Origin of the sequence: Methylocaldum marinum (genome assembly GCF_003584645.1) — a bacterium.
GTDB classification, from domain to species: domain Bacteria; phylum Pseudomonadota; class Gammaproteobacteria; order Methylococcales; family Methylococcaceae; genus Methylocaldum; species Methylocaldum marinum.
Window position 1 is genome coordinate 5,726,666 of record NZ_AP017928.1, and the last position, 20,053, is coordinate 5,746,718.

Annotated in this window: 19 protein-coding genes and 1 tRNA gene; 16 read left to right on the top strand and 4 right to left on the bottom strand. The window is 55.8% G+C overall.

Features of this window, described 5'->3' with window-relative positions; genetic code table 11:
* The first annotated feature begins 159 nt into the window (after window positions 1-159).
* The 12 genes from sS8_RS25735 (at window position 160) to sS8_RS25790 (ending at window position 11,950) form a co-directional block, all read left to right on the top strand.
* On the top strand, window positions 160-1,221 hold the full coding sequence (locus sS8_RS25735) for a pilus assembly protein PilM (protein WP_119632259.1): 1,062 nt from the start codon (window positions 160-162) through the stop codon (window positions 1,219-1,221).
* A complete protein-coding gene (locus tag sS8_RS25740) occupies window positions 1,221-1,805 on the top strand; it encodes a PilN domain-containing protein (RefSeq protein WP_119632260.1) in 585 nt (194 codons plus the stop codon). Before sS8_RS25735 ends, sS8_RS25740 begins: the two co-directional genes overlap by 1 nt.
* Window positions 1,802-2,449, top strand: coding sequence for a type IV pilus inner membrane component PilO (locus sS8_RS25745; protein ID WP_119632261.1), 648 nt, complete (start codon window positions 1,802-1,804; stop codon window positions 2,447-2,449). The genes sS8_RS25740 and sS8_RS25745 overlap by 4 nt, the downstream gene beginning before the upstream one ends.
* Window positions 2,450-2,552: 103 nt before the next feature.
* Window positions 2,553-3,020, top strand: coding sequence for a pilus assembly protein PilP (locus sS8_RS25750; RefSeq protein ID WP_232020443.1), 468 nt, complete (start codon window positions 2,553-2,555; stop codon window positions 3,018-3,020).
* The gene (gene pilQ, locus sS8_RS25755; protein WP_119632263.1) at window positions 3,017-5,251 is read left to right on the top strand and encodes a type IV pilus secretin PilQ; all 2,235 of its coding nucleotides are present in this window, start codon (window positions 3,017-3,019) and stop codon (window positions 5,249-5,251) included. The genes sS8_RS25750 and pilQ overlap by 4 nt, the downstream gene beginning before the upstream one ends.
* 131 nt (window positions 5,252-5,382) lie before the next feature.
* The gene (aroK, locus tag sS8_RS25760; protein ID WP_119633019.1) at window positions 5,383-5,913 is read left to right on the top strand and encodes a shikimate kinase AroK; all 531 of its coding nucleotides are present in this window, start codon (window positions 5,383-5,385) and stop codon (window positions 5,911-5,913) included.
* Entirely contained in the window at window positions 5,910-6,992 is a 1,083-nt protein-coding gene (gene aroB, locus sS8_RS25765) for a 3-dehydroquinate synthase (RefSeq protein WP_119632264.1), read from the top strand. Before aroK ends, aroB begins: the two co-directional genes overlap by 4 nt.
* Window positions 6,993-7,065: 73 nt before the next feature.
* Complete coding sequence (locus sS8_RS25770) at window positions 7,066-8,613, top strand: SPOR domain-containing protein (protein ID WP_145986686.1); 1,548 nt, start codon at window positions 7,066-7,068, stop codon at window positions 8,611-8,613.
* A 102-nt stretch (window positions 8,614-8,715) separates the two neighbouring features.
* Window positions 8,716-9,783 carry a uroporphyrinogen decarboxylase gene (gene hemE / locus sS8_RS25775; RefSeq protein ID WP_119633020.1) on the top strand — a complete coding sequence of 356 codons (1,068 nt, stop codon included), beginning with the start codon at window positions 8,716-8,718 and terminating at the stop codon, window positions 9,781-9,783.
* Between the two features lie 3 nt (window positions 9,784-9,786).
* Window positions 9,787-10,353 (top strand): NUDIX domain-containing protein, encoded by a 567-nt coding sequence (locus tag sS8_RS25780; protein WP_119632266.1) that lies wholly within the window; start codon window positions 9,787-9,789, stop codon window positions 10,351-10,353.
* Window positions 10,354-10,647: 294 nt separating this feature from the next.
* Window positions 10,648-11,283 (top strand): hypothetical protein, encoded by a 636-nt coding sequence (locus sS8_RS25785; RefSeq protein WP_197716637.1) that lies wholly within the window; start codon window positions 10,648-10,650, stop codon window positions 11,281-11,283.
* 13 nt (window positions 11,284-11,296) lie between these two features.
* The gene (locus sS8_RS25790) at window positions 11,297-11,950 is read left to right on the top strand and encodes a hypothetical protein (RefSeq protein WP_119632267.1); all 654 of its coding nucleotides are present in this window, start codon (window positions 11,297-11,299) and stop codon (window positions 11,948-11,950) included.
* Between the two features lie 215 nt (window positions 11,951-12,165).
* On the opposite strand, the gene sS8_RS25795 is transcribed toward sS8_RS25790, so the two are convergent.
* Window positions 12,166-12,252: transfer RNA gene (locus sS8_RS25795), tRNA-Leu, on the bottom strand.
* 83 nt (window positions 12,253-12,335) lie between these two features.
* Here sS8_RS25795 and queA point away from each other — a divergent pair.
* The 3 genes from queA to sS8_RS29425 are packed head-to-tail and all read left to right on the top strand — an operon-like array spanning window position 12,336 to window position 14,935.
* Window positions 12,336-13,370, top strand: a complete 1,035-nt coding sequence (queA, locus tag sS8_RS25800) for a tRNA preQ1(34) S-adenosylmethionine ribosyltransferase-isomerase QueA (RefSeq protein ID WP_119632268.1) — start codon at window positions 12,336-12,338, stop codon at window positions 13,368-13,370.
* 40 nt (window positions 13,371-13,410) lie between these two features.
* Entirely contained in the window at window positions 13,411-14,517 is a 1,107-nt protein-coding gene (locus sS8_RS25805; RefSeq protein ID WP_170161264.1) for a lysylphosphatidylglycerol synthase transmembrane domain-containing protein, read from the top strand.
* A 7-nt stretch (window positions 14,518-14,524) separates the two neighbouring features.
* Window positions 14,525-14,935: a YkgJ family cysteine cluster protein gene (locus tag sS8_RS29425; RefSeq protein ID WP_232020444.1), complete on the top strand. Its 411-nt coding sequence runs from the start codon at window positions 14,525-14,527 to the stop codon at window positions 14,933-14,935.
* A gap of 88 nt (window positions 14,936-15,023) precedes the next feature.
* Here the strand turns inward: sS8_RS29425 and sS8_RS25815 are convergent, their stop codons facing one another.
* The gene (locus sS8_RS25815) at window positions 15,024-15,893 is read right to left on the bottom strand and encodes an ATP-binding protein (protein ID WP_119632270.1); all 870 of its coding nucleotides are present in this window, start codon (window positions 15,891-15,893) and stop codon (window positions 15,024-15,026) included.
* Between the two features lie 15 nt (window positions 15,894-15,908).
* Window positions 15,909-17,654, bottom strand: coding sequence for a DEAD/DEAH box helicase (locus sS8_RS25820; protein WP_119632271.1), 1,746 nt, complete (start codon window positions 17,652-17,654; stop codon window positions 15,909-15,911).
* A gap of 91 nt (window positions 17,655-17,745) precedes the next feature.
* Between sS8_RS25820 and sS8_RS28390 the strand changes: the two genes are divergently transcribed.
* Window positions 17,746-17,910 (top strand): glutathione S-transferase N-terminal domain-containing protein, encoded by a 165-nt coding sequence (locus sS8_RS28390; RefSeq protein WP_170161265.1) that lies wholly within the window; start codon window positions 17,746-17,748, stop codon window positions 17,908-17,910.
* Window positions 17,911-18,364: 454 nt separating this feature from the next.
* On the opposite strand, the gene ettA is transcribed toward sS8_RS28390, so the two are convergent.
* Window positions 18,365-20,032, bottom strand: a complete 1,668-nt coding sequence (gene ettA, locus sS8_RS25825) for an energy-dependent translational throttle protein EttA (RefSeq protein WP_119632272.1) — start codon at window positions 20,030-20,032, stop codon at window positions 18,365-18,367.
* Window positions 20,033-20,053 lie beyond the last annotated feature (21 nt).

Here is a 20,053-nt window from a genome sequence, read left to right on the forward strand (position 1 = left end):
AAACGTAGCGGCGAAGTGCTCGGTTGATCGGTATGGGGCGTGTCATAGGCAAACTTCGAATCCCTACTATACTACAGTACACAGTCTAGCGGGCGATGAGGAACGACATTAAGGCTCGGCGTCGCTTGCGTGAAATTAAAGCCAGTTAGGAAGTCATCGATGTTTTTTTTGAACCGCAAGAGACCGCAGTTGCTTGGCATTGATATCAGCACGGCGGCCGTCAAGCTGCTGGAGCTGAGCAAAAACGGCCAGCGCTACCGGGTCGAAAGCTACGCCGTCGCGCCGTTGCCATTGGACGCCGTGATCGACAAGAACATCGCAAAGGTCGAAATCATCGGCAGCGTAATCAAATCCGTCATCAAGCAAGCCGGGACCCGGTTGAAGCATGCCGCGGTAGCGGTGCCGAGTTCATCGGTAATCACCAAGATGATCTCGATGCCGGCTTCCTTGAACGAAGACGACTTGGAGGCCCAGATTGAACTGGAAGCCGACCAATATATTCCATACTCGCTGGATGAAGTGAGCCTGGATTTCGAAGTGCAGGGCAGAGCCGTGAAGAATCCGGACATGGTTGACGTGCTGCTGGTCGCCTCGCGGAAAGAGAATGTGGAAGATCGCGTGGCGGCTCTGGAAATGGCCGGGCTCAAGGCCGAGATTGTCGATGTGGAATCGTATGCTCTGGAGAATGCCTGCAACTTAATTCTGGACCAGCTGCCGGGATACAGTCCCGATCAAACCATCGCAGTGGCCGATGTCGGATCGACCATGACCGCCCTGAACGTAATGCATGACCGCCGAATCATCTATACGCGCGAACAGGGATTCGGCGGCAAGCAGTTGACCGAAGAAATCCAGCGCCGGTACGGGCTTTCTTATGAAGAGGCCGGCTTGGCCAAAAAACACGGCGGTCTTCCGGACAATTATCTGCTCGAGGTTCTGGAGCCGTTCAAACAGGCAATGGCGCAGCAGATCGGGCGTTCACTCCAATTCTTTCTTTCCTCCAGCTCGCATCGGACTGTGGATGGGCTGGTGTTGGCAGGAGGCTGCGGCTCTATCCACGGTATAGACCGCTTCGTCGAAGGGGTTCTCGGAATCCCCACCACCGCAGCCAACCCGTTTGGACACATGTCTCTCGCGCCACGGATTAAACCACAGAGTTTGAATAATGACGCCCCGGCATTGATGACTGCATGCGGACTGGCTTTAAGGAGCTTGGACTAATGGCCCGAATCAACCTTCTTCCTTGGCGGACTGAACTTCGCAAACAACGGCAAAAGGAGTTTTTCTCCATTACCGCGGCCGCGATGCTATCGGCTGCAGCGGTTTTTTGCCTTGTTCACTACTGCATCGGCAGCATGATCGATTATCAAACTCAGCGTAACAAGTACCTGGAGTCCGAAATCGCGCTGCTCGACAAAAAGATTAAGGAAATCGAGGAGCTGGAAACCAAGAAAAAGCGGCTTATTGCCAAGATGGAAGTCATCCAGCGGTTGCAGGCGAGTCGGCCCGAGATCGTCCATTTGTTCGATGAGTTGGCCCGTACCATCCCGGAAGGCATTTATCTAACGGATCTGACTCAGGCGGAAAACAATTTGACCATGAACGGAATGGCCCTATCCAACGCTCGGGTTTCCGCCTACATGCGAAATCTGGAGTCATCACCTTGGATGAAGGAACCCCTCTTGAACATCATCGAGACCAAGCAGGAAACCAAAGGCAGCAAGAATGCGAGGGGCAACCGTTTTACGCTTCAGGTCAAGCAGGGGGGCGAAAAGGCGGATAACCAGGAGAAGAAATCGTCATGAATCTTTCCGAGGTCAATTGGGACATAGAAAACGCCGGCGCTTGGCCGGTGCCCGTCAAGGTAGGAATTATCACCTTGCTCTGTCTGGTTTTGGGGGGGCTATGGTACTACCTCGACACTCAGGATCAGATCGCGCTGCTCGAAGCGGAAGAAACCAAGGAGCGGGAGCTGAAGACCAAATTCGAACAGCGGCAAAGAAAAGCCGTAAATCTTGAAGAATACAAGGAGCAAATGGCGGAAATGGAGAAAAGTTTCGGCGATTTGCTCAGGCAGCTTCCTGATAAAACCCAGGTTCCGGAATTGCTGGTCGATGTGTCTCAAACGGGCCTCGCTGCCGGTTTGGAGTTCGAGCTTTTCAAGCCGGCTGCCGAGATAGCCAAAGAGTTCTACGCGGAGTTGCCCATAGAAATCCGAGTGGTCGGAGACTATATGGAGTTCGGAGAATTTATCAGTGGTCTGGCGTCATTGCCGCGCATCGTGACGATACATAACGTGAAGATTGCGGCACACAAGAAATCCGACGGAGCGAAAAAAAACGTAAAGGAACCTTTGGTCATGAGTGCGCTGGTGAGGACCTATCGTTATCTGGACGAGGGATCGGCCCCAGCGGTTCAAGTCAAAAAGCCACAACCGAAAAGAAAGTAGCACTATGGGTGGGCACTTGAAACATTTGGTACTGCCGTGTCGTTCACGGCTCCTCGTTTCCTGGCTGGTCGCTCTCGGAATAAGCGGATGTGCCGGAAACGATTTGACGGATTTGGAAGCCTATGTCGCGGAGGTAAAAGCTCGCCAGAAGGGATCGGTGGAGCCTTTGCCGGAGATCAAGACGGTCGAACCCTTCGTGTTCAATCCCGAAGATTTGCGCGATCCCTTCATTATCGATGACAACGTGCAGGAGACAGTGGAGGCAAGGATTGGAAACGGTATTCGGCCCGATATCAAGCGACCTAAGGAGGAATTGGAATCCTACGAATTGGACACGCTGCGCATGGTCGGAACGGTCAATCGGCACGGCGTACTCTGGGGATTGGTCAAAGCCGGCGACGGCACGATCCACCGGGTGCGTGCCGGGAATCACATGGGGAAGAATTTCGGAAAGATCGTAAACATCAAAGAAAGCATCATCGAATTGGTAGAAATCATATCCGAGAGTCCAGGGGCATGGCGCGAACGCAAAGCGGCCCTCGACTTGGCAGAAGTGGGGGGGAAGAAATGAGCGTACTTAAACGTTTTGATTTCATTGCAGCCGGCTTGGAGCGATACAAAAAGATCGCTGGTCTGGTTCTGATTGGCTTATCCCTGCATATGTCCGTCTGTCGGGCGGAGGGGCTCGTCCTGGAGTCCGTGGATTTTTCGATCCTGTCGGGAGACAATTTGCAATTGCTGTTGGATTTGAGCGGACCTGCTTCGGAGCCGAGAATCTTCCATACCGAGAATCCCGCTCGGATAGCGCTAGACCTGCCCGGAGTAACCAGCGGTCTGGAACAGAAGACAGTGCCGATCAATATCGGCGGCGCGCAAAGCGTGCAAGCGGTGGAATCGGCTGGACGTACCCGAGTGGTCATCAATTTGACCAACATGATGCCGTATACCAGTAAGGTGGACGGCGATAAGATACTTATCACCCTGCAAAGCGGCAACGCGCCGATGGCTGCCGCCAACGCGGCACCGGCAAAACCGAGCTTCATTGACCGGCCGTTCGGCGGAAGCGACCGGCATATCGAAAATATCGATTTCCGCCGAGGCGAAAAGGGCGAGGGTCGGCTCATCGTGACGCTGAGCGATCCTAAATCCCTGGTCGACATTCACGAAGAAGGGCAGAAGGTCATTGTCCGATTTGCCGAAACGAGTCTGCCGCCGAGATTGGCACGCAGACTCGATGTCCTGGATTTCGCTACGCCTGTGCGCTCGATCGACGCCACACCCGAGGGATCCCACGCGCGGATGGTAGTGGCGACTGTTTCCGGCGAATACGATTACTCCTCCTACCAAACCGACAATATTCTGACGGTGGAATTTCGCCCGTTGACCAAAGCGGAAAAGGAGGAGATCAAGAAGAAGAACTTCGCCTATTCGGGGGATAAGCTGACCCTGAATTTCCAGGACATTCCGGTGCGGTCCGTTCTCCAGATTCTGGCGGATTTCACCAACCTGAACATTGTCGCGAGCGATACCGTCCAGGGTAATGTGACGCTTCGCCTGAACGACGTCCCGTGGGACCAGGCCCTGGAGCTGGTTCTAAAATCGAAGGGCTTGGGCAAGCGGCAGGAAGGGAACATCATTCGCGTCGCGCCTCTGGAGGAGATCAACAAACAGGAGAAGGAGGAACTCGAGGCGCAGAAGGTGGTGGAAGATTTGGAGCCGCTGCGCACTGAAATCATACAGATCAACTACACGAAAGCCGAAGACATCAAGAAGGTCCTGGTCGGCACCACCGAGCGGATTAGCCAATCATCGAGCGATCCGGCCGGCATCGGCGGCACAACGGCTTCAACGGCGATATCGACACTCGATGTGAGCCAGTCGGTTTTATCCGGGCGAGGCAACGTAACCGTCGATCCGAGGACCAATCAGCTGATCGTGAAAGACACCGCGCGCAACTTGGAGCGGGTCCGCGATCTGGTTCGTCAGTTGGACAAACCTATTCGGCAAGTACTTATCGAATCGCGCATCGTCATCGCGAGAAACGAGTTTTTACGGGATCTCGGTAGCCGGCTCCAGGTCAATCGGCTGGTTAACGCGAGAGGTGCGGAGGGTTTCGGCTCGGGGGGCGGAAATCGAGATCTCATTTTCTTCCCGCCGGCCTCGGGGGGCGAAAAATCTACCAAGACCGACGTACTCGTGGACCTCGCAGCCAACGGAGCCGCAACGGCTGCATCGGGAGGCGCGAGCGCCCTTGGATTTACCCTGATCAAAGCGGGCGATTACCTGCTCGATCTCGAATTGTCGGCTGCTCAGCGGGAAGGACGTGCCGAGACCGTGTCCAATCCCCGCCTGATTACGTCGGACCAGTCCAAGGCGGTGATCAAGCAGGGTGTGGAGATTCCCTATCAAACCACGGTGGTGGCGGGCGGCGGCCAAGCGGCCAACATAACCTTCAAGCAGGCGGTGCTCGAACTGAACGTGACGCCGCATATTACGCCCGACGACCAAGTGTTGATGGAGTTGTTTATTCGGAAGGATGAACAGGGTGTCGATACGCCGCGCGGTCCCGCGATCGATAAACGCGAGATTGAAACGACGGCCCAGGTGGCCAATGGAGAAACCGTGGTGCTGGGAGGAGTTTACGAAGGGGTAAACATCAACAACACCGATAAAGTGCCGTTTTTCGGCGATTTGCCCGGAATCGGATATATGTTCCGTAGAAATAGTGTCGAAGATACGAAAAGGGAATTGCTCGTTTTTATTACTCCGAAAATACTTAAGCAAGATCTCTCCCTTCGCTGATTTCGTCTGAAAACGAAAACAAAGGCGCAGCCTTGAACGGCAGCGCCTTTTTGTTTTGGGCCGGCCGTGGGCTGCCTCCCGGAATTTTCGACACACATGGTATGATGACCCGATTTCTCACTTCGTGCAGCATGAGACAGACGCAGAATATCTATCTGATCGGACCCATGGGAGCTGGCAAGACGACGATCGGCCGGCTCTTGGCCAAAGCCCTGGATGTCCGGTTTATCGATAGCGATAGGGAAATAGAGCAGCGCACGGGAGTCTGCATTCCCATGATTTTCGAGTACGAAGGTGAGGAAGGTTTTAGGCGGCGGGAAGCGGAAGTTCTGGCCGAGTTGTGCAGCGAGGACCGAGTGGTGCTGGCTACCGGTGGCGGATCAATACTGTTGGCGAAGAATCGGGAGCTGCTGCATGAGCGGGGTTTCGTTGTTTATCTGCAGTGTTCGGTCGAGAAGCAGCTCGAAAGAACGCACAAAGATTCCAACCGGCCACTTCTCAAGACGGAGAATCCCCGGGTGAAATTACAGGAATTATTTCGGGTTCGGGAACCGCTCTATCGTTCTTTGGCCGATTTAATCGTGGACACGGGAACCCATTCCAGCCGCAGCGCCGTACGTCAGATCCTGAGAGCTTATTACCGAGCAAGCGCGAATTTATGAAAACCCTAACCGTCAGCCTGGACGAACGCAGCTATCCGATCTATATCGGTTCACGAATCCTGGAATCCGGAGAAATACTCGCTAGGCACCTCAGTTCCAGCCAAGTCATGGTAGTTACCAACGAAACCGTGGCACCTCTCTATCTGGATAAAGTGAAACAATGCTTGCAAGGCAAGCAGTCTGCCGCGGTGATTTTACCGGACGGCGAGTCTTACAAAAGCATGGAATCGGCGATGACCATTTTCGACGGCCTGCTTGCCGGAAAATTCAGCCGAGACGCATGTATCGTCGCTCTGGGGGGCGGAGTGATCGGTGATCTGACGGGTTTCGCCGCCGCATGTTATCAACGGGGCGTACCTTTTATTCAAATTCCGACGACCTTGCTGGCACAGGTGGACTCTTCCGTGGGCGGGAAAACCGCGGTCAATCATCCGCGCGGCAAGAATATGATTGGAGCGTTTTATCAGCCGTTATGTGTTCTGGCCGATACCTCGACGCTGGACACCTTGGCCGACAGGGAACTTAGCGCGGGCTTGGCCGAAGTCATCAAGTATGGACTGATCCGCGATTTTGCATTCTTCGTCTGGCTGGAGGCCAATATCGAGGCGCTGCTGGCTCGCGATGCCGATAGCCTCGCCTACGCCATCGAGAGATCCTGCCTCAATAAAGCGGAGGTTGTGGCCGAAGACGAGCGGGAATCGGGAGTGCGTGCAACGCTGAATTTAGGGCATACTTTCGGCCACGCCATAGAGACCGGCATGGGTTATGGTACGTATTTGCACGGTGAAGCGGTAGCCATCGGAATGTGTCAGGCGGCAGATCTCTCACGCCGGCTCGGCTGGCTGGATGAGGATAGCGTCGAACGTATCGTTTCGCTGCTCAGGCGGGCTAGACTGCCGGTCAAGCCGCCAGTCGATTTGGCGGTTGAGCGCTACCTGGATTTAATGGCGGTTGACAAGAAGAACGTGGCAGGCGAGCTGCGCTTGATTCTGCTGGAAAAAATCGGTCAGGCGAGCTTGCCCATGGAGGTTGATCTCGAATTGCTTCGAGCGACATTGAGTGAGTATGGGCGCGTTTGAGAGCCGCTCGGGATCCCTCAGTCCCGAGATTGCGCGTGCCGACCAGCCTCTGCCGCTTATCTCAGCGGCACGCATGCAAAAGTTCGATTTGCTTTCGCACCTAGCGATCAATCTTGCCCGGCCCGTTGTCCTGTGCGGCCCGAATAGCATCGGCAAAACCACTTTTCTTCGTCTCTTGGAGACGCGCCTGGCTCCGCTTGCCGCGGTTTGCTATATCGCGGCGGCGCCCGGCATGAGCTATGAGCGAATTTTGGACGGGATGCGGCATGTTTTGAACCGGAACGACCCGAAGACGTTACCGTCCAGCGTTGATTTGACTGATTTACTGGAAACCTGTGCTCGGGAACATCGAAATCTGGTGCTGCTACTGGATGATGCCGGGGCTCTCCTGCCCGGATTTCTCGATGCGTTGTGGCAGCTCGCAGGTCGGCATTCGGCCTTGCGTCTGGTACTGTCGATGACTTCCGAGGAGGCTCTGCAAAAGCCCTATACCGATAGGTCGGCTTTTGGCGAAGCGTTTTTGTTGGAAATTCCGGTTTTGTCGGAGGATGAGTGCGGACTTTTTGCCCATCAATTAAGGAGAGCGTCACTTGGACCAATAACGCATCTCGGTGAAAACAAGGCCTTCTTTAAGAAATTGTATGCCGGAAGTCGAGGGATTCCGGGCAAAGTCTCCGAGATTCTCGAATCTTCTTCTCGCGAACCGGCCAAAACGGAGAGCCTCGCCAAAGTTCGTTGGCTTACCGGGGCCGGAATCTTGGCCGGCGCCGCGGCCTATGCGTCTTTTCTGATTTTCTCGGAGCAGATACAAGCGCCGGAAGAGTCGGTTTCCGAGGGCGGTTTGACGATCTCAAATCGGGAAAGGACCGTCATTGCCTCTCGCGACCGGGAAGCGGATCTAGAGGTCGAATTCCGGGACTCCACGGCACCGCGGACTGATTCCCAATCAGCCGTTACATCTTCCTCGTTATCCGAGCGCGAGACGACGAAAAATCAGTCGACTTCGGAATCGTTGGCGGTATCGGCAGTTGGATCGGGCTCGAAAGATCCGGTAGAGGATCGCAAGCTGGCGGAGGCCAAGGTTCAAAGCGAACCGCCGGGGCCTTCGGCCCGGGAAGAATCCAGGACTGTTCCGGCGCCGCGGCCGCAGCGCGAGGCCTTGCCGAACACCTCGGTACAGACCGACTTTGTCAGGGAAGCCACGACGAAGACGGCAGAATCCGAAAATTTGACCGAGCCGCGGAATGAAACTCCGAAAACGTCCGACATCTCGATGGAAGGTCTCAAGACTGCCGAATGGCTAATGGATCAACGTCCGGATGCGTACACCTTGCAAATTGTGGCCGTATCCCGCCTTAGTTCGGTGCTTGGTCTGGCCAAACAATTTCCGCCGGGCAGCGAACTGGCGAGTTTTCGTTCTCGCAAAGGGAACAATGATCTCTATCCGCTCTTTTTCGGGATTTATCCCACTTTGTCGGCAGCAAAAGATGCTGCGTCGGCGCTACCGGTTTCTCTTGGTCGGCCTTTGCCCAGACAGATGAAATCCGTTCACCAGGAGATTCGGCGCATGATGCCGCGACACTTGGAGCTTCGTTCATCGAACGATTCCTTGGTCCGCTGAATGCTGGTCGATTCCGGTCTAAGGAAATGCCTGACTTACAAATTTCGATCCATACACCCATTGCTGTTATTCCTCCTTTCTGCCATTGATTTGCGTGATGCCATGAATGCACCTAGAAATGACTGCCTTATCCGTGCGCTATTGAGACAACCCACGGAAAGAACCCCGGTTTGGATGATGCGCCAGGCGGGCCGCTATTTGCCCGAATACCGCCGCGTCCGCGAGCAGGCAGGCAGCTTCATGAAATTGTGCAGTACGCCTGAGCTGGCCTGTGAGGTCACCCTGCAGCCTCTCGCGCGTTTCCGCCTGGATGCGGCCATTTTGTTCTCCGACATTCTCACGGTTCCGGATGCCATGGGTTTGGGCCTGGAGTTCGTCGATGGCGAGGGCCCCCGTTTCAGGAATCCGGTACGCAGCGCAGCCGATGTTCACCGTTTGTCGGTACCCGACCCGGACTCGGACTTGCGCTATGTCATGGAGACCGTCCGCCTGATCCAACAGAATCTGAACGCCGGAGTGCCGCTTATCGGCTTTTCGGGTAGTCCCTGGACCTTGGCGACTTATATGGTCGAAGGCGGTGGGGGGCAGGACTTTCGCAAGATCAAGGGATTGATGTACGAGCAACCCGCCGTTCTCCACGAACTATTGGAAAAATTGGCCGACGCCGTTGCACTTTATCTGAACGCCCAGATCGCGGCGGGTGTGGACGTCGTCATGGTGTTCGACACCTGGGGCGGAATTTTGCCGGCCGCGCATTACGAAGAATTCTCCTTGGCCTATGCCAAACGCGTGCTCGACAGCCTGAATCGGCGCCAGGCGGACAAAATCATACCGACGATCTTCTTTACCAAGGGCGGCGGACAATGGTTGGACGCCATGGCGGAAACGGGGTTCGACGCCTTGGGACTGGATTGGACCATGTCCGTCGGAGAGGCGCGCCGTCGAGCGGGACACAAAGTTGCACTACAAGGTAATTTGGACCCTATGGCTTTATATGCACCAATTGATACCATCCGCACCGAAGTGAAGCGGATTTTGGAGCAATTTGGTCACGGGGACGGACATGTGTTCAATTTGGGGCATGGAATACTACCCGATGTCGATCCGGAGCATGCCAAGGCGATGATCGAAGCCGTGTACGAATTTAGTCCGGCATTTCATGGACGTTGAACTATGTCGGAACACAATCCTTGGAAACTGATCCGCCGTCGGGAGGTCTACGAGAATCCATGGATTCGCCTGGACGAGGACGAAGTGATCAATCCGTCCGGCGGATTGAGTATCTACGGAAGAATCCATTTCAAAAGCCAGGCTATCGGCATCATCCCGATAGATGGTGAGGGCAATACCTGGCTGGTCGGCCAATATCGCTACGTACCCGATGCTTATTTTTGGGAAATCCCCATGGGCGGTTCGCCCGATGGGGAAGACATTTTGGAAACGGCAAAGCGCGAGCTCAAGGAGGAGACCGGCTTGACGGCCAAGGACTGGCACCTTTTCATGCATTTGCATACGACGAATTCCGTTACCGATGAGGAAGGCTATGTTTTCCTTGCGGAGGGCCTGGAGGAGGGTGAGCCGGACTTCGAAGAGACCGAGGCCATCTCCATCAAAAAGCTGCCTTTACACGAAGCAATACGCATGGTCATGGACGGCGAGATCACCGACTCGATCAGCGCTGCCGGCCTGTTAAAACTCGCTTACCTTAGAAATTTGGTTCCTCCCGCAATCACCCGTTGACGCTTTCCCGACTGCTGCGCGGCCATGCTATGGGAATGGTCCGGCTTTTGCCTGTCTTATCGTTGAGCAGCCTGAAGTTGGACCGGATTGGGGCGATAGCCTGCATGCGATGATGGCGTCGAGAACCGTAACCGCATCGTGACCGTCCAATTGTTAGCTCGCTTGTCTCCCGGTATGCCGGAGTCGCAGCTTTCGGACAATTGCTATACTCGAGGAGACATTTCGCGATCGCCTTGTTACCGGGGCGGATTCGTCGCTTTTTTGGGTAGATCCTAGCTCTTGGGAGGTCTAGACATGATGGCGCCAGAACACCTCGATGCGAACTTGATTACGGATGTCAACGTCAAGGAATTCTTCAGGGAATCGGTGACTACGGCTTTGTCGAATCAGAAAGTCGATGCCGGAGAGGATACCGTTTACTACATCGTCAACCTGCTTGCCTATTTTACGCAGGCGGACAAACTGTTTACACATACCGCTGACGGCGTGACCTTGCAGCCGCTGGCCCTGATCTATGCAGAAGCCGTTGAGGCGGCAAGCCTCGAAGAGCGGCATCAAATCCTGCGCAGGCTGGGAGACGTGGCGCTGTTGATCGCCGGTCTTTTTTCCTCCAGCCTCAATCGAAAGCTGGTAGACATCGATTATTACATCGCCATGGGAGGCACTGCCTATGGGTATTTGTGCGACCTGAACCGCGGCACTCTGCGAGGCAAAGCGTTCTGCGCAATTTTTGGCGAGTTATCGGAAAAGTTTCAAGCTTTCGTAGACGTTCTTTCGGAAGTCGGCGAAAAGACCCCCATGAATTCGTGCACCGACATCATGCGTCTTTATGAAATCTGGCTCCGAACCGGCAGCAGGCGCGCGGCCGAAAAACTGAGGTCACTGGGAATAGAACCGGCTCACGGTTCCATCAGCTACCGGCATAATTGAAGGAGGCGCTGCCATGCGCCTAAATGTCCTGCAGAAACTGCTGGAACGTATCTACCGCGTTGAAGTGCCTCTCGATGTCGAGGATTTCTTGATCACCGATCCGGATCTCGCGCGGCGTTTGGATACGAGTGTCAATCCCCGCGAGAGCAAAGAGAAACTCCTGGTTTCTCAAGAGGACGATCACCTCGATCTCGCACTTTTTCTGGACGCCTCAGTATTGGCCCGCCTCTCCGACGATAATCCGCTGGTGAGTCTTCACTCCGAGAATTTCGTCGATTTTCTACTCGCGGTGGAAGGGGTCAGTCACTTTTTATATCTCATTTGGAATGCCGGCGTTGAGCGCAGCGTTACGCTGATGGAATTGGAGATGCAGGCCGAGGTGGATAAATTCGTGACTGCGGCTTCTCTCTGGAAACGCCAGGGCAAGAACCTCATACCTTCGAAACTTCGATATTGCCTGTTCGATGCAGCGGATTACGACGCGGCTCTGGATCAGGTGCAGCGGCAACGCTACGAAGATGCCAGCCATTATGCCGGCAAGTATTGCTTGGGCTTGGAAACCCGCTATCTGGCCAAGGCACGGGCGACGGAAATGATGGAAGAACTTCGCCGGTTTTATCGGCTTACGCAGGGTGAAAAGATTCGGCTGATCGAATCGGTCGCTTGATGTGACTGATGAAGAATTCAAAGAAGATCCGCAGCGACCATTGCAAGCGAAAGCCATCCAATCCATGCATAACCGGTTCGGTTTATGGCTTGGCCATTCAGCGCAGAAACGAAAAAGCCCGGTAATGGACCGGGCTCCTCTCCGCGTTATCTCTATAAGGCCCACAGACGTTTTCGTCTATCGACTTCGGTCTGACAACGTCTTAAGTTTTTAAGTGGTGCCGAGGGCGAGAATCGAACTCGCACTTGGTTTCCCAAACCAGATTTTGAGTCTGGCGCGTCTACCAGTTTCGCCACCTCGGCGCGAAAGCAGGCGAATTATAAAGAAATCCGTTTCAAAAAGCCACATACTGCATTCTTGTTTCCCCCCTTGGTACGATTGGTCAATGCGCAAGAGTGATTTCTTTTTCGAACTGCCCGAACATCTGATCGCCCAATATCCATTACCCGAGCGTAGCGCGAGTCGAATGCTGTGTCTGGACGGAACGACGGGCAGAATTGATGATCGTATGTTTATCGAGTTGCCGGAGTTGGTCCGTCCGGGAGACATTCTGGTATTTAACGACACGAAAGTGATGCCGGCACGGTTGTTCGGACGCAAGGCGTCCGGCGGCAGGGTGGAGATCTTGATCGAACGGGTGCTCGACTCGAATTCATGCTTGGCACACGTGCGCGCGAGCAAGGCTCCGAAAACGGGAACTGAACTCCTTCTGGACGGCGGTTTTCGATGCGTGGTCATGGGACGGAAAGACGATTTGTTCCTGCTGATGGTTCTCGATGGTCGGACGGTCGATGAGGTTTTGAACGCGGTCGGCCATATTCCCCTGCCACCCTATATCGATCGGCCGGATTCCGTGTCCGATTGGGAGCGTTATCAGACCGTGTTTGCAAAGGCGTCGGGAGCCGTGGCGGCACCTACCGCCGGGTTGCATTTCGACGAAGCTATGCTCGAGCGGCTGGCGGAGAAAGGCGTTGAGCAAGCTTTCGTGACGCTCCATGTGGGCAGTGGCACGTTCCAGCCTTTGAGAGTGGATGAACTGGCCCAGCACAGAATGCATTCGGAGCTCTGCGAGGTCAGTCCGGCGGTGGTGGCAAAAATTAACGAGATTCGGCAGCGCGGCGGACGGGTGATTGCCGTCGGAACGACGGTGGTGAGAGCCTTGGAAGCGGCCTCGCTCGAAGGAACTCTAATGCCGAATAAGGCCGAAACGAACCTCTTTATTCGTCCGGGTTTTCAGTTTCGCTGTGTCGATGCTATGGTGACCAATTTCCACCTCCCGGAATCCACCCTATTGGTCCTGGTATGCGCTTTTGCCGGATATTCCGAGGTTTTGACGGCTTATCGGCATGCCGTAGAGCGCAGTTATCGGTTTTTCAGCTACGGTGATGCAATGTTTGTCACCCGCAAGCCGTATTCATAACCGAGAATGTCCGAATCACCAATTCTTACGTGGAACAGGAATGGTCGCCAAGACATCCGACCTTCTTAAACAGTTCAGCCCGGGGCGAATCCTGTTACCCGTTATTCTGGGATTGGGCATCGTCGGATACACACTGTATGGCGAGCTGGTCAAGAGCGAACTTCCGATTGGGGAGGCGCTGAACCGATTTGCATGGACCTCGCGTTCGGTTTGGTGGATCGCTTTAGCGTTTCTCATGATGATGCTGCGCGATTTCGGCTACCTCTGGCAGTTGCGCATTCTGACCGATCGTAAGCTGGGGTGGCGGACCAGCCTCGAAATCGTTCTCCTTTGGGATTTCTTTGCTGCGGTTTCGCCATCCATGGTCGGCGGAGCCGCCGTGGCGGTTTTTATGCTGGTCAAGGAACAAATCAGCATCGGCCGCAGCACTGCAATCGTATTCACAACGGTTTTTCTCGATCAGGTGTTCTATACGTCGCTTCCCTTTTTTGCGAGCCTTTTCGTTCCTCAAGCCGAGATTTTCGCACCCTTGGAATACGTTCGGTCGGAACTGCTGGGAACCAGCATGATGGTCGGGTTCTGGATCGCCTGGGGCGGACTGGTGGTTTACTTGTTACTGCTGATCGGGGCCTTGTTCGTTGCGCCGCACTGGATCAACTGGTGGCTGACCCGGCTGTTCATGCTGCCAATGTTCCGCTTCTGGCGCGCACGAGGCTTGCACATGGTCAACGACCTGCTAACGGCCTCGCGCGATTTGCGGGACAGGAAATCGATTTTCTGGTTCCAGGTTTGGATGGCGACATCGCTCGCGTGGATAGGGCGGTACCTGGTCGTGAACTGTGTTCTCGCGGCTTTTTCGCCGATGCCGATGAGCTTGATCGATCATCTGCTCGCCATAGGCCGGCAGGCGGTCTTATGGATTATTATGGTACTTTCTCCGACGCCCGGAAGTGCGGGTGTCGCCGAACTCGGCTTCTCCTGGCTTTTCGGGGATTTCGTTCCGGCCGGCGTTGCCCTGGGTCTGGCTGTTCTCTGGCGACTGGTTAGCTACTATCCGTATTTGATCATCGGTGTGCCGGTAATGACGCGCTGGGTCAGGCGGGTGTACGGCACCGATGTCCGGAAGCCGCAAATCGGTATTGAGTGAGCTTCAAATGTTTGAATTGCACCCGCGCTTGTCCCAGGATTGCATTCAATTGGGGCGTTTCCCTCTATGCCGGCTTTTGTTGATGAACGAGAGCCGTTTTCCGTGGTTTATTCTCGTTCCGGAGCGGAAAAATGTCTGCGAAATCTATCAGGTGACTGAAGTCATGAAATGCAGGGCCGGCTGCGGCGCCTGCTGCATCGCCATATCCATCTCCAGCCCCATTCCCGGAATGCCGGAAGGCAAGCCGGCGGGGGTTCGGTGTGTCCATTTGACCGATGATTTCCGTTGCGCGATCTGGGGGCATCCAGACCGGCCGGTTTGCTGTGCCGGTCTTAGGCCGGCTCCGGAGATGTGCGGGACGAATCGCGACGAGGCGCAGATCTATTTGCGCTGGTTGGAAAAAGCGACCAGCCCCTAGATTTGCGCGTCGTTGACTTTGTGGCGTGAAGCTATTTTCGTCTCACGATTCCGCGCGCAATTCGTAGCCGGCTCCTGAGCGGTTTTTCTTATGCTCCGAGCCTTGTGCGGCCACTCCAGTCCTTTGCGAACTGCCAGGCGACACGGCCGCTGCGGGAGCCGCGTTGAAGGGCGAAACGCAGAGCTTCGGCGCGTACCGTTTCCCAGTCGTTCAAAGGTGTTTGGAACCTGTCCAGCCAGTAACGGACAATGTCCAGGAATTGGTCCTGATTGAACGGGTAAAAAGACAGCCATAGCCCGAAGCGTTCGGACAGCGAAATCTTTTCCTCCACCGCTTCGCCCTGATGAATTTCGCCTTCGACCTGGCGAGCCAGCAGGTTTTCCTCGTGATACTCGGGCAACAGATGGCGCCGGTTGGAGGTGGCATAGATCAGTACGTTTGCCGGCGGCGCGCTGAAGGAGCCCTCCAGCGTGGATTTCAAAGCCTTGTAGCCGGCGTCGTCCGCTTCGAACGAAAGATCGTCGCTGAACAGTATGAATTTCTCCGGACGCAGATAGAGCAGATCCAGGATGTCCGGCAATTCGACCAGATGCCGCCGGTCGACCTCGATGACCCGCAGTCCGTCGGCGGCATATTCGTTGAGGAGAGCCTTGATGAGAGAGGATTTGCCGGTTCCTTTCGAGCCCCAGAGCAAGGCGTTGTTGGCTGGCAGTCCCCGGATGAATTGCCGGGTGTTGCGGTCCAGTTCGCACTTTTGCCGATCGACGCACAGGATGTCGGCCAAAGCTAGCCGGTGCGGGTTACGGATGTGCTGCAAAGAGGGCGCATGACCGGTACCTCGCCAGCGAAAGGCAATGGCGCCGGCCCAGTCGGGATCCGCCGGGGCCGAGGGTATTTGCCTTTCGAGCCGATCCAGCAGTTCGGATGCCCGAGCGATTAATCGTGCGAGTGCTTCCATAGGCGTACGGTCCGTTTAGGGTTGGGCTTTCTTTGGGCGGCGTTTTGCCGCCGGTTTGTCCTGCTCCGAGGCTTTTGGTTTTGCGTGTTTTCGTTCGCCTGACTTCGCGGGCTTCTTGCTTGGTTGCTGTCGCCCGCCGTCCTCGACCAATTGTAAGTTGAGGCGCTGGTTTCTTACCCAGGTTTTCTTTAGCCGCTTGAAGAAATCGTCCGGCAGATCGGCAGGAAGCTCCACTGTGCTGTAGGTATCGAACAGCTTGATCTGGCCGATCAGCCGGGAGGAAAGTCCGGTTTCGTTCGCGATCGCGCCGACGATGTCCTTGGGTTGTACGCTGTGCTCCCGCCCGACGTCGATGGTGTAGCGCAGCATGCCGCCTTCCGGGGACTTTTTTTCCCGACGGTGTTCGCGTGCCGGTTCGAACGCAGGAAGTTCCGGTTCCTCGGGCGCTTCCAGGGGACGCTCGCGGTGCATGAGATACGCGAGGGCGGCGGCTATGTCTGCGGGATCGCCGATTTCCTCGGAAATCAGTTTGTCCACCAACTCCCGATAAAAACCCACATCCTCGTCGTCCAGGGTCTGGACCAACTGAGCCTTGAACTGCTCGATGCGACGGTCGGCGATATCCTGCAGGGTCGGCAGTCGCATCTGCGGTATGGGTTGCCGAGTAGTCTGCTCGATGGCGCGCAGCATGCGGCGCTCGCGCGGGGAAACGAACAAGATTGCCTTGCCTTTGCGCCCGGCTCGCCCGGTGCGCCCGATGCGGTGGATATAGGCTTCGCTGTCGTAGGGAATATCGTAATTCACCACGTGGGTAATGCGTTCCACGTCCAATCCGCGGGCCGCAACGTCGGTGGCCACGACGATATCCAGGGCATTCTTCTTCAAGCGGTCGATGACTTTTTCGCGCAAGACCTGGCTCATGTCCCCGTTCAGGGCCGCGGCCTCATATCCGCGGGCTTCCAGTTTTTCGGCCAATTCCACCGTTTCGGTCTTGGTGCGAACGAAGATGATCATGGCATCGAAGTCTTCCACGTCGAGAATGCGGGTCAGGGCTTCGAGCTTTTGTACGCCCGAGACCAGCCAGTATTGCTGGCTGATGGCTTCGACCGTGGCGGTCTTCGCCTTGATTTTGACTTCCGCCGCATGGTTGAGATGACGATCGGCGATTTTGCGTATGACTGTCGGCATGGTGGCCGAAAACAGCGCGATCTGGCGAGTCGGAGGGGTTTGCTCCAGGATCCATTCGACGTCCTCGATGAAACCCATGCGCAGCATTTCGTCGGCTTCGTCGAGAACGAGTGTGGTCAAATGATCCAAAGACAAGGTTCCGCGGCGGAGATGATCCATGACCCGTCCCGGCGTACCCACGATGACGTGAACGCCGCGGGCCAGCTGCCGCAGCTGCGATCCCATGCCCTGGCCGCCGTAAACCGGCAGAATGTGAAAACCTTCGAGATGTCGGGCGTACGTTTGAAATGCCTCTGCCACCTGGATGGCGAGCTCCCTGGTAGGCGCGAGTACCAGTGCTTGGGGCACGCGCTTGGAAAGATCGATCCGGCTCAATATGGGAATCGCGAAAGCCGCGGTTTTTCCGGTGCCGGTTTGAGCCTGTCCGAGCAGATCCCGACCTTCCAGCAGGTGTGGAATGCTTTCGGCCTGGATGGGCGACGGGGCTTCGTAACCGATTTCTCGGAGTGCCTGCAGGATGGGCGGGGAGAGGGATAATTGTTCGAAAGACGTTGCTGAATTGAGCGATGTCATGTGTTCGTAAAGCTATTGTGGCGATGATCGGTGTACGATGTGACGGTTTCTTTTTACCGGCGTTCCGGCTTTTGAGCTTGGGAGAGCGTTGATGCTTAAAATTTGCGGTTTTCCTGTCAGCAGTTATTGCAAAAAGGTCAAGCTGGTTGTTTTGGAAAGAGGCATCGAATTAGAAGAGCAAGCGGTAAATCCGTTCCGTGAAGTAGCGATTCTGCATTTCGAACGCGATGTGGCGAGCGTCGTCCGACGCATTTAAGGAGAGGCATTCTTCGCCGGTCCGGTCTCGGATGCGGTCAAATCGAGTTAAGGGAAAGGGTCGATATGGGCATCGACACGTTCAATCGCCTCGCGAAATTCTCTCCCTGCATTGCCGGCGACCGCTTCACGGCGGCCGATCGAGCCCTTTGGCTCAGTTTCGGTTTACTGTCATCCGCCACTTAAGGAAACTCTGATTAAGTCTCCAACTCGGAGAAGCGACCTATGCAACTGATTGATCCAACAGGCCCTCACCCAGCCCTCTCCTAGAGGGAGAGGGCTTGTCCAGAGTTTCCTTAACGGATTTACGGTGAGGATTTCTTGCGGAAAATCACCGGCGCCGCCGATTATACGAGTTTGATGGAGTCTCGTCCGCACGCTCGGAAAATGGCGGCGGATCGAACTGCCGTCATATCCGCATTGTTTGTGAAGAAATAACCGTGTCCTTTTTGGACTCAACTCATCAAGGGTTTGAATCGGATCCGATGCGGATTCGCCGCATCGTCGCCCAAGCGACGCTTGCGGTCGGCTTCGTAGTCGGCGTAGTTGCCTTCGAACCAGACGACCTTGCTGTCGCCTTCGAAAGCGAGCATATGGGTGGCAATGCGGTCGAGGAACCAGCGATCGTGAGAGATCACGACGGCGCAGCCGGGGAATTCCAGCAGCGCCTCTTCGAGAGCCCGCAGGGTTTCCACGTCCAGGTCGTTGGTCGGCTCGTCGAGCAATAGCACGTTTCCGCCCGCTTTCAGCAGTTTGGCCAAATGAACGCGGTTACGCTCGCCGCCCGATAATTCGCCGATGCGTTTCTGCTGATCCGAGCCTTTGAAATTGAAGCGGCCCACATAGGCCCGGGATGGTGTCTGAAACTTGCCCACCGTAACCATATCCAGACCGTCGGAAATCTCTTCCCACACGGTTTTCTTGTCGTCCATGCTGTCGCGGAACTGCTCGACGTAGGCGAGTTGAACCGTGGGCCCCACCCGGACACCGCCGGAATCGGGGGGCTCCACGCCTGCCATCATGCGGAACAGGGTGGTCTTGCCGACCCCGTTCGGCCCGATCACGCCCACGATGCCGCCTTGCGGCAGCCGGAAGCTCAAGTCCTCGATCAGCAGACGCTCGCCGAAACCTTTCGAGACACCCTCGAATTCAACCACCAGCTCGCCCAGCCGAGGTCCGGGAGGAATATAGATCTCGCGGGTTTCGTTGCGGGACTGGTATTCGCTGGACGACAGCTCCTCGAACCGCTGCAGGCGAGCCTTGCTCTTGGCCTGCCGGCCCTTGGGGTTGGCACGCACCCATTCCAGTTCTTCTTTCATCGCCTTCTGGCGAGCGGTTTCCTGCTTCTCTTCCATCTCCAGGCGCTTTTCTTTCTGTTCCAGCCAGGAGGAATAATTGCCCTCCCATGGAATACCATGGCCGCGGTCCAACTCCAGAATCCAGCCGGCGACATTGTCCAGGAAATAGCGGTCGTGAGTGACGGCGATTACCGTGCCGCTGAAATCGTGGAGGAAGCGCTCCAGCCAAGCTACAGATTCCGCGTCCAAGTGGTTGGTAGGTTCGTCGAGAAGCAGCATGTCGGGATTCGACAGCAGCAACCGGCATAGCGCAACGCGTCGGCGTTCGCCGCCGGACAGCCTGGTGACGTCGGCATCCCAGTCCGGAAGACGCAGGGCGTCGGCGGCGATTTCCAGCTTGCGGTCGAGTTCCCAGGCGCCGGCGGCATCGATTTTGTCCTGGAGTTCGGACTGCTCGGCGAGTAATTTGTCGAAATCGGCATCGGGTTCGCCGAACGCGTTGCTGACTTCGTTGAAGCGGTCGACCAGTGCCTTGATTTCGGCCACGCCTTCTTCGACGTTGCCGCGGACAGTCTTGTTCGGATCGAGTTGCGGCTCCTGCGACAGGTAGCCGATCTTGATTCCCGGTTGCGGACGGGCTTCGCCGTCGTATTCCTTGTCGACGCCGGCCATGATGCGGAGCAGGGTGGATTTGCCGGATCCGTTCAAGCCAAGCACGCCGATCTTCGCGCCCGGAAAGAAGGATAACGAGATATCGCGCAAAATCTCGCGTTTGGGCGGCACGACTTTGCTCACCCGGTTCATCGTATAAATGTACTGAGCCATTTTGAGAGGATAGTGTTGGCA

Coding starts and splice junctions, on each gene's coding strand:
- sS8_RS25735 (WP_119632259.1), top strand. CDS start 160: ATGTTTTTTTTGAACCGCAAGAGACCGCAGTTGCTTGGCATTGATATC.
- sS8_RS25740 (WP_119632260.1), top strand. CDS start 1,221: ATGGCCCGAATCAACCTTCTTCCTTGGCGGACTGAACTTCGCAAACAA.
- sS8_RS25745 (WP_119632261.1), top strand. CDS start 1,802: ATGAATCTTTCCGAGGTCAATTGGGACATAGAAAACGCCGGCGCTTGG.
- pilQ (WP_119632263.1), top strand. CDS start 3,017: ATGAGCGTACTTAAACGTTTTGATTTCATTGCAGCCGGCTTGGAGCGA.
- aroK (WP_119633019.1), top strand. CDS start 5,383: ATGAGACAGACGCAGAATATCTATCTGATCGGACCCATGGGAGCTGGC.
- aroB (WP_119632264.1), top strand. CDS start 5,910: ATGAAAACCCTAACCGTCAGCCTGGACGAACGCAGCTATCCGATCTAT.
- sS8_RS25770 (WP_145986686.1), top strand. CDS start 7,066: ATGCAAAAGTTCGATTTGCTTTCGCACCTAGCGATCAATCTTGCCCGG.
- hemE (WP_119633020.1), top strand. CDS start 8,716: ATGAATGCACCTAGAAATGACTGCCTTATCCGTGCGCTATTGAGACAA.
- sS8_RS25780 (WP_119632266.1), top strand. CDS start 9,787: ATGTCGGAACACAATCCTTGGAAACTGATCCGCCGTCGGGAGGTCTAC.
- sS8_RS25785 (WP_197716637.1), top strand. CDS start 10,648: ATGATGGCGCCAGAACACCTCGATGCGAACTTGATTACGGATGTCAAC.
- sS8_RS25790 (WP_119632267.1), top strand. CDS start 11,297: ATGCGCCTAAATGTCCTGCAGAAACTGCTGGAACGTATCTACCGCGTT.
- queA (WP_119632268.1), top strand. CDS start 12,336: ATGCGCAAGAGTGATTTCTTTTTCGAACTGCCCGAACATCTGATCGCC.
- sS8_RS25805 (WP_170161264.1), top strand. CDS start 13,411: ATGGTCGCCAAGACATCCGACCTTCTTAAACAGTTCAGCCCGGGGCGA.
- sS8_RS29425 (WP_232020444.1), top strand. CDS start 14,525: ATGTTTGAATTGCACCCGCGCTTGTCCCAGGATTGCATTCAATTGGGG.
- sS8_RS25815 (WP_119632270.1), bottom strand. CDS start 15,893: ATGGAAGCACTCGCACGATTAATCGCTCGGGCATCCGAACTGCTGGAT.
- sS8_RS25820 (WP_119632271.1), bottom strand. CDS start 17,654: ATGACATCGCTCAATTCAGCAACGTCTTTCGAACAATTATCCCTCTCC.
- sS8_RS28390 (WP_170161265.1), top strand. CDS start 17,746: ATGCTTAAAATTTGCGGTTTTCCTGTCAGCAGTTATTGCAAAAAGGTC.
- ettA (WP_119632272.1), bottom strand. CDS start 20,032: ATGGCTCAGTACATTTATACGATGAACCGGGTGAGCAAAGTCGTGCCG.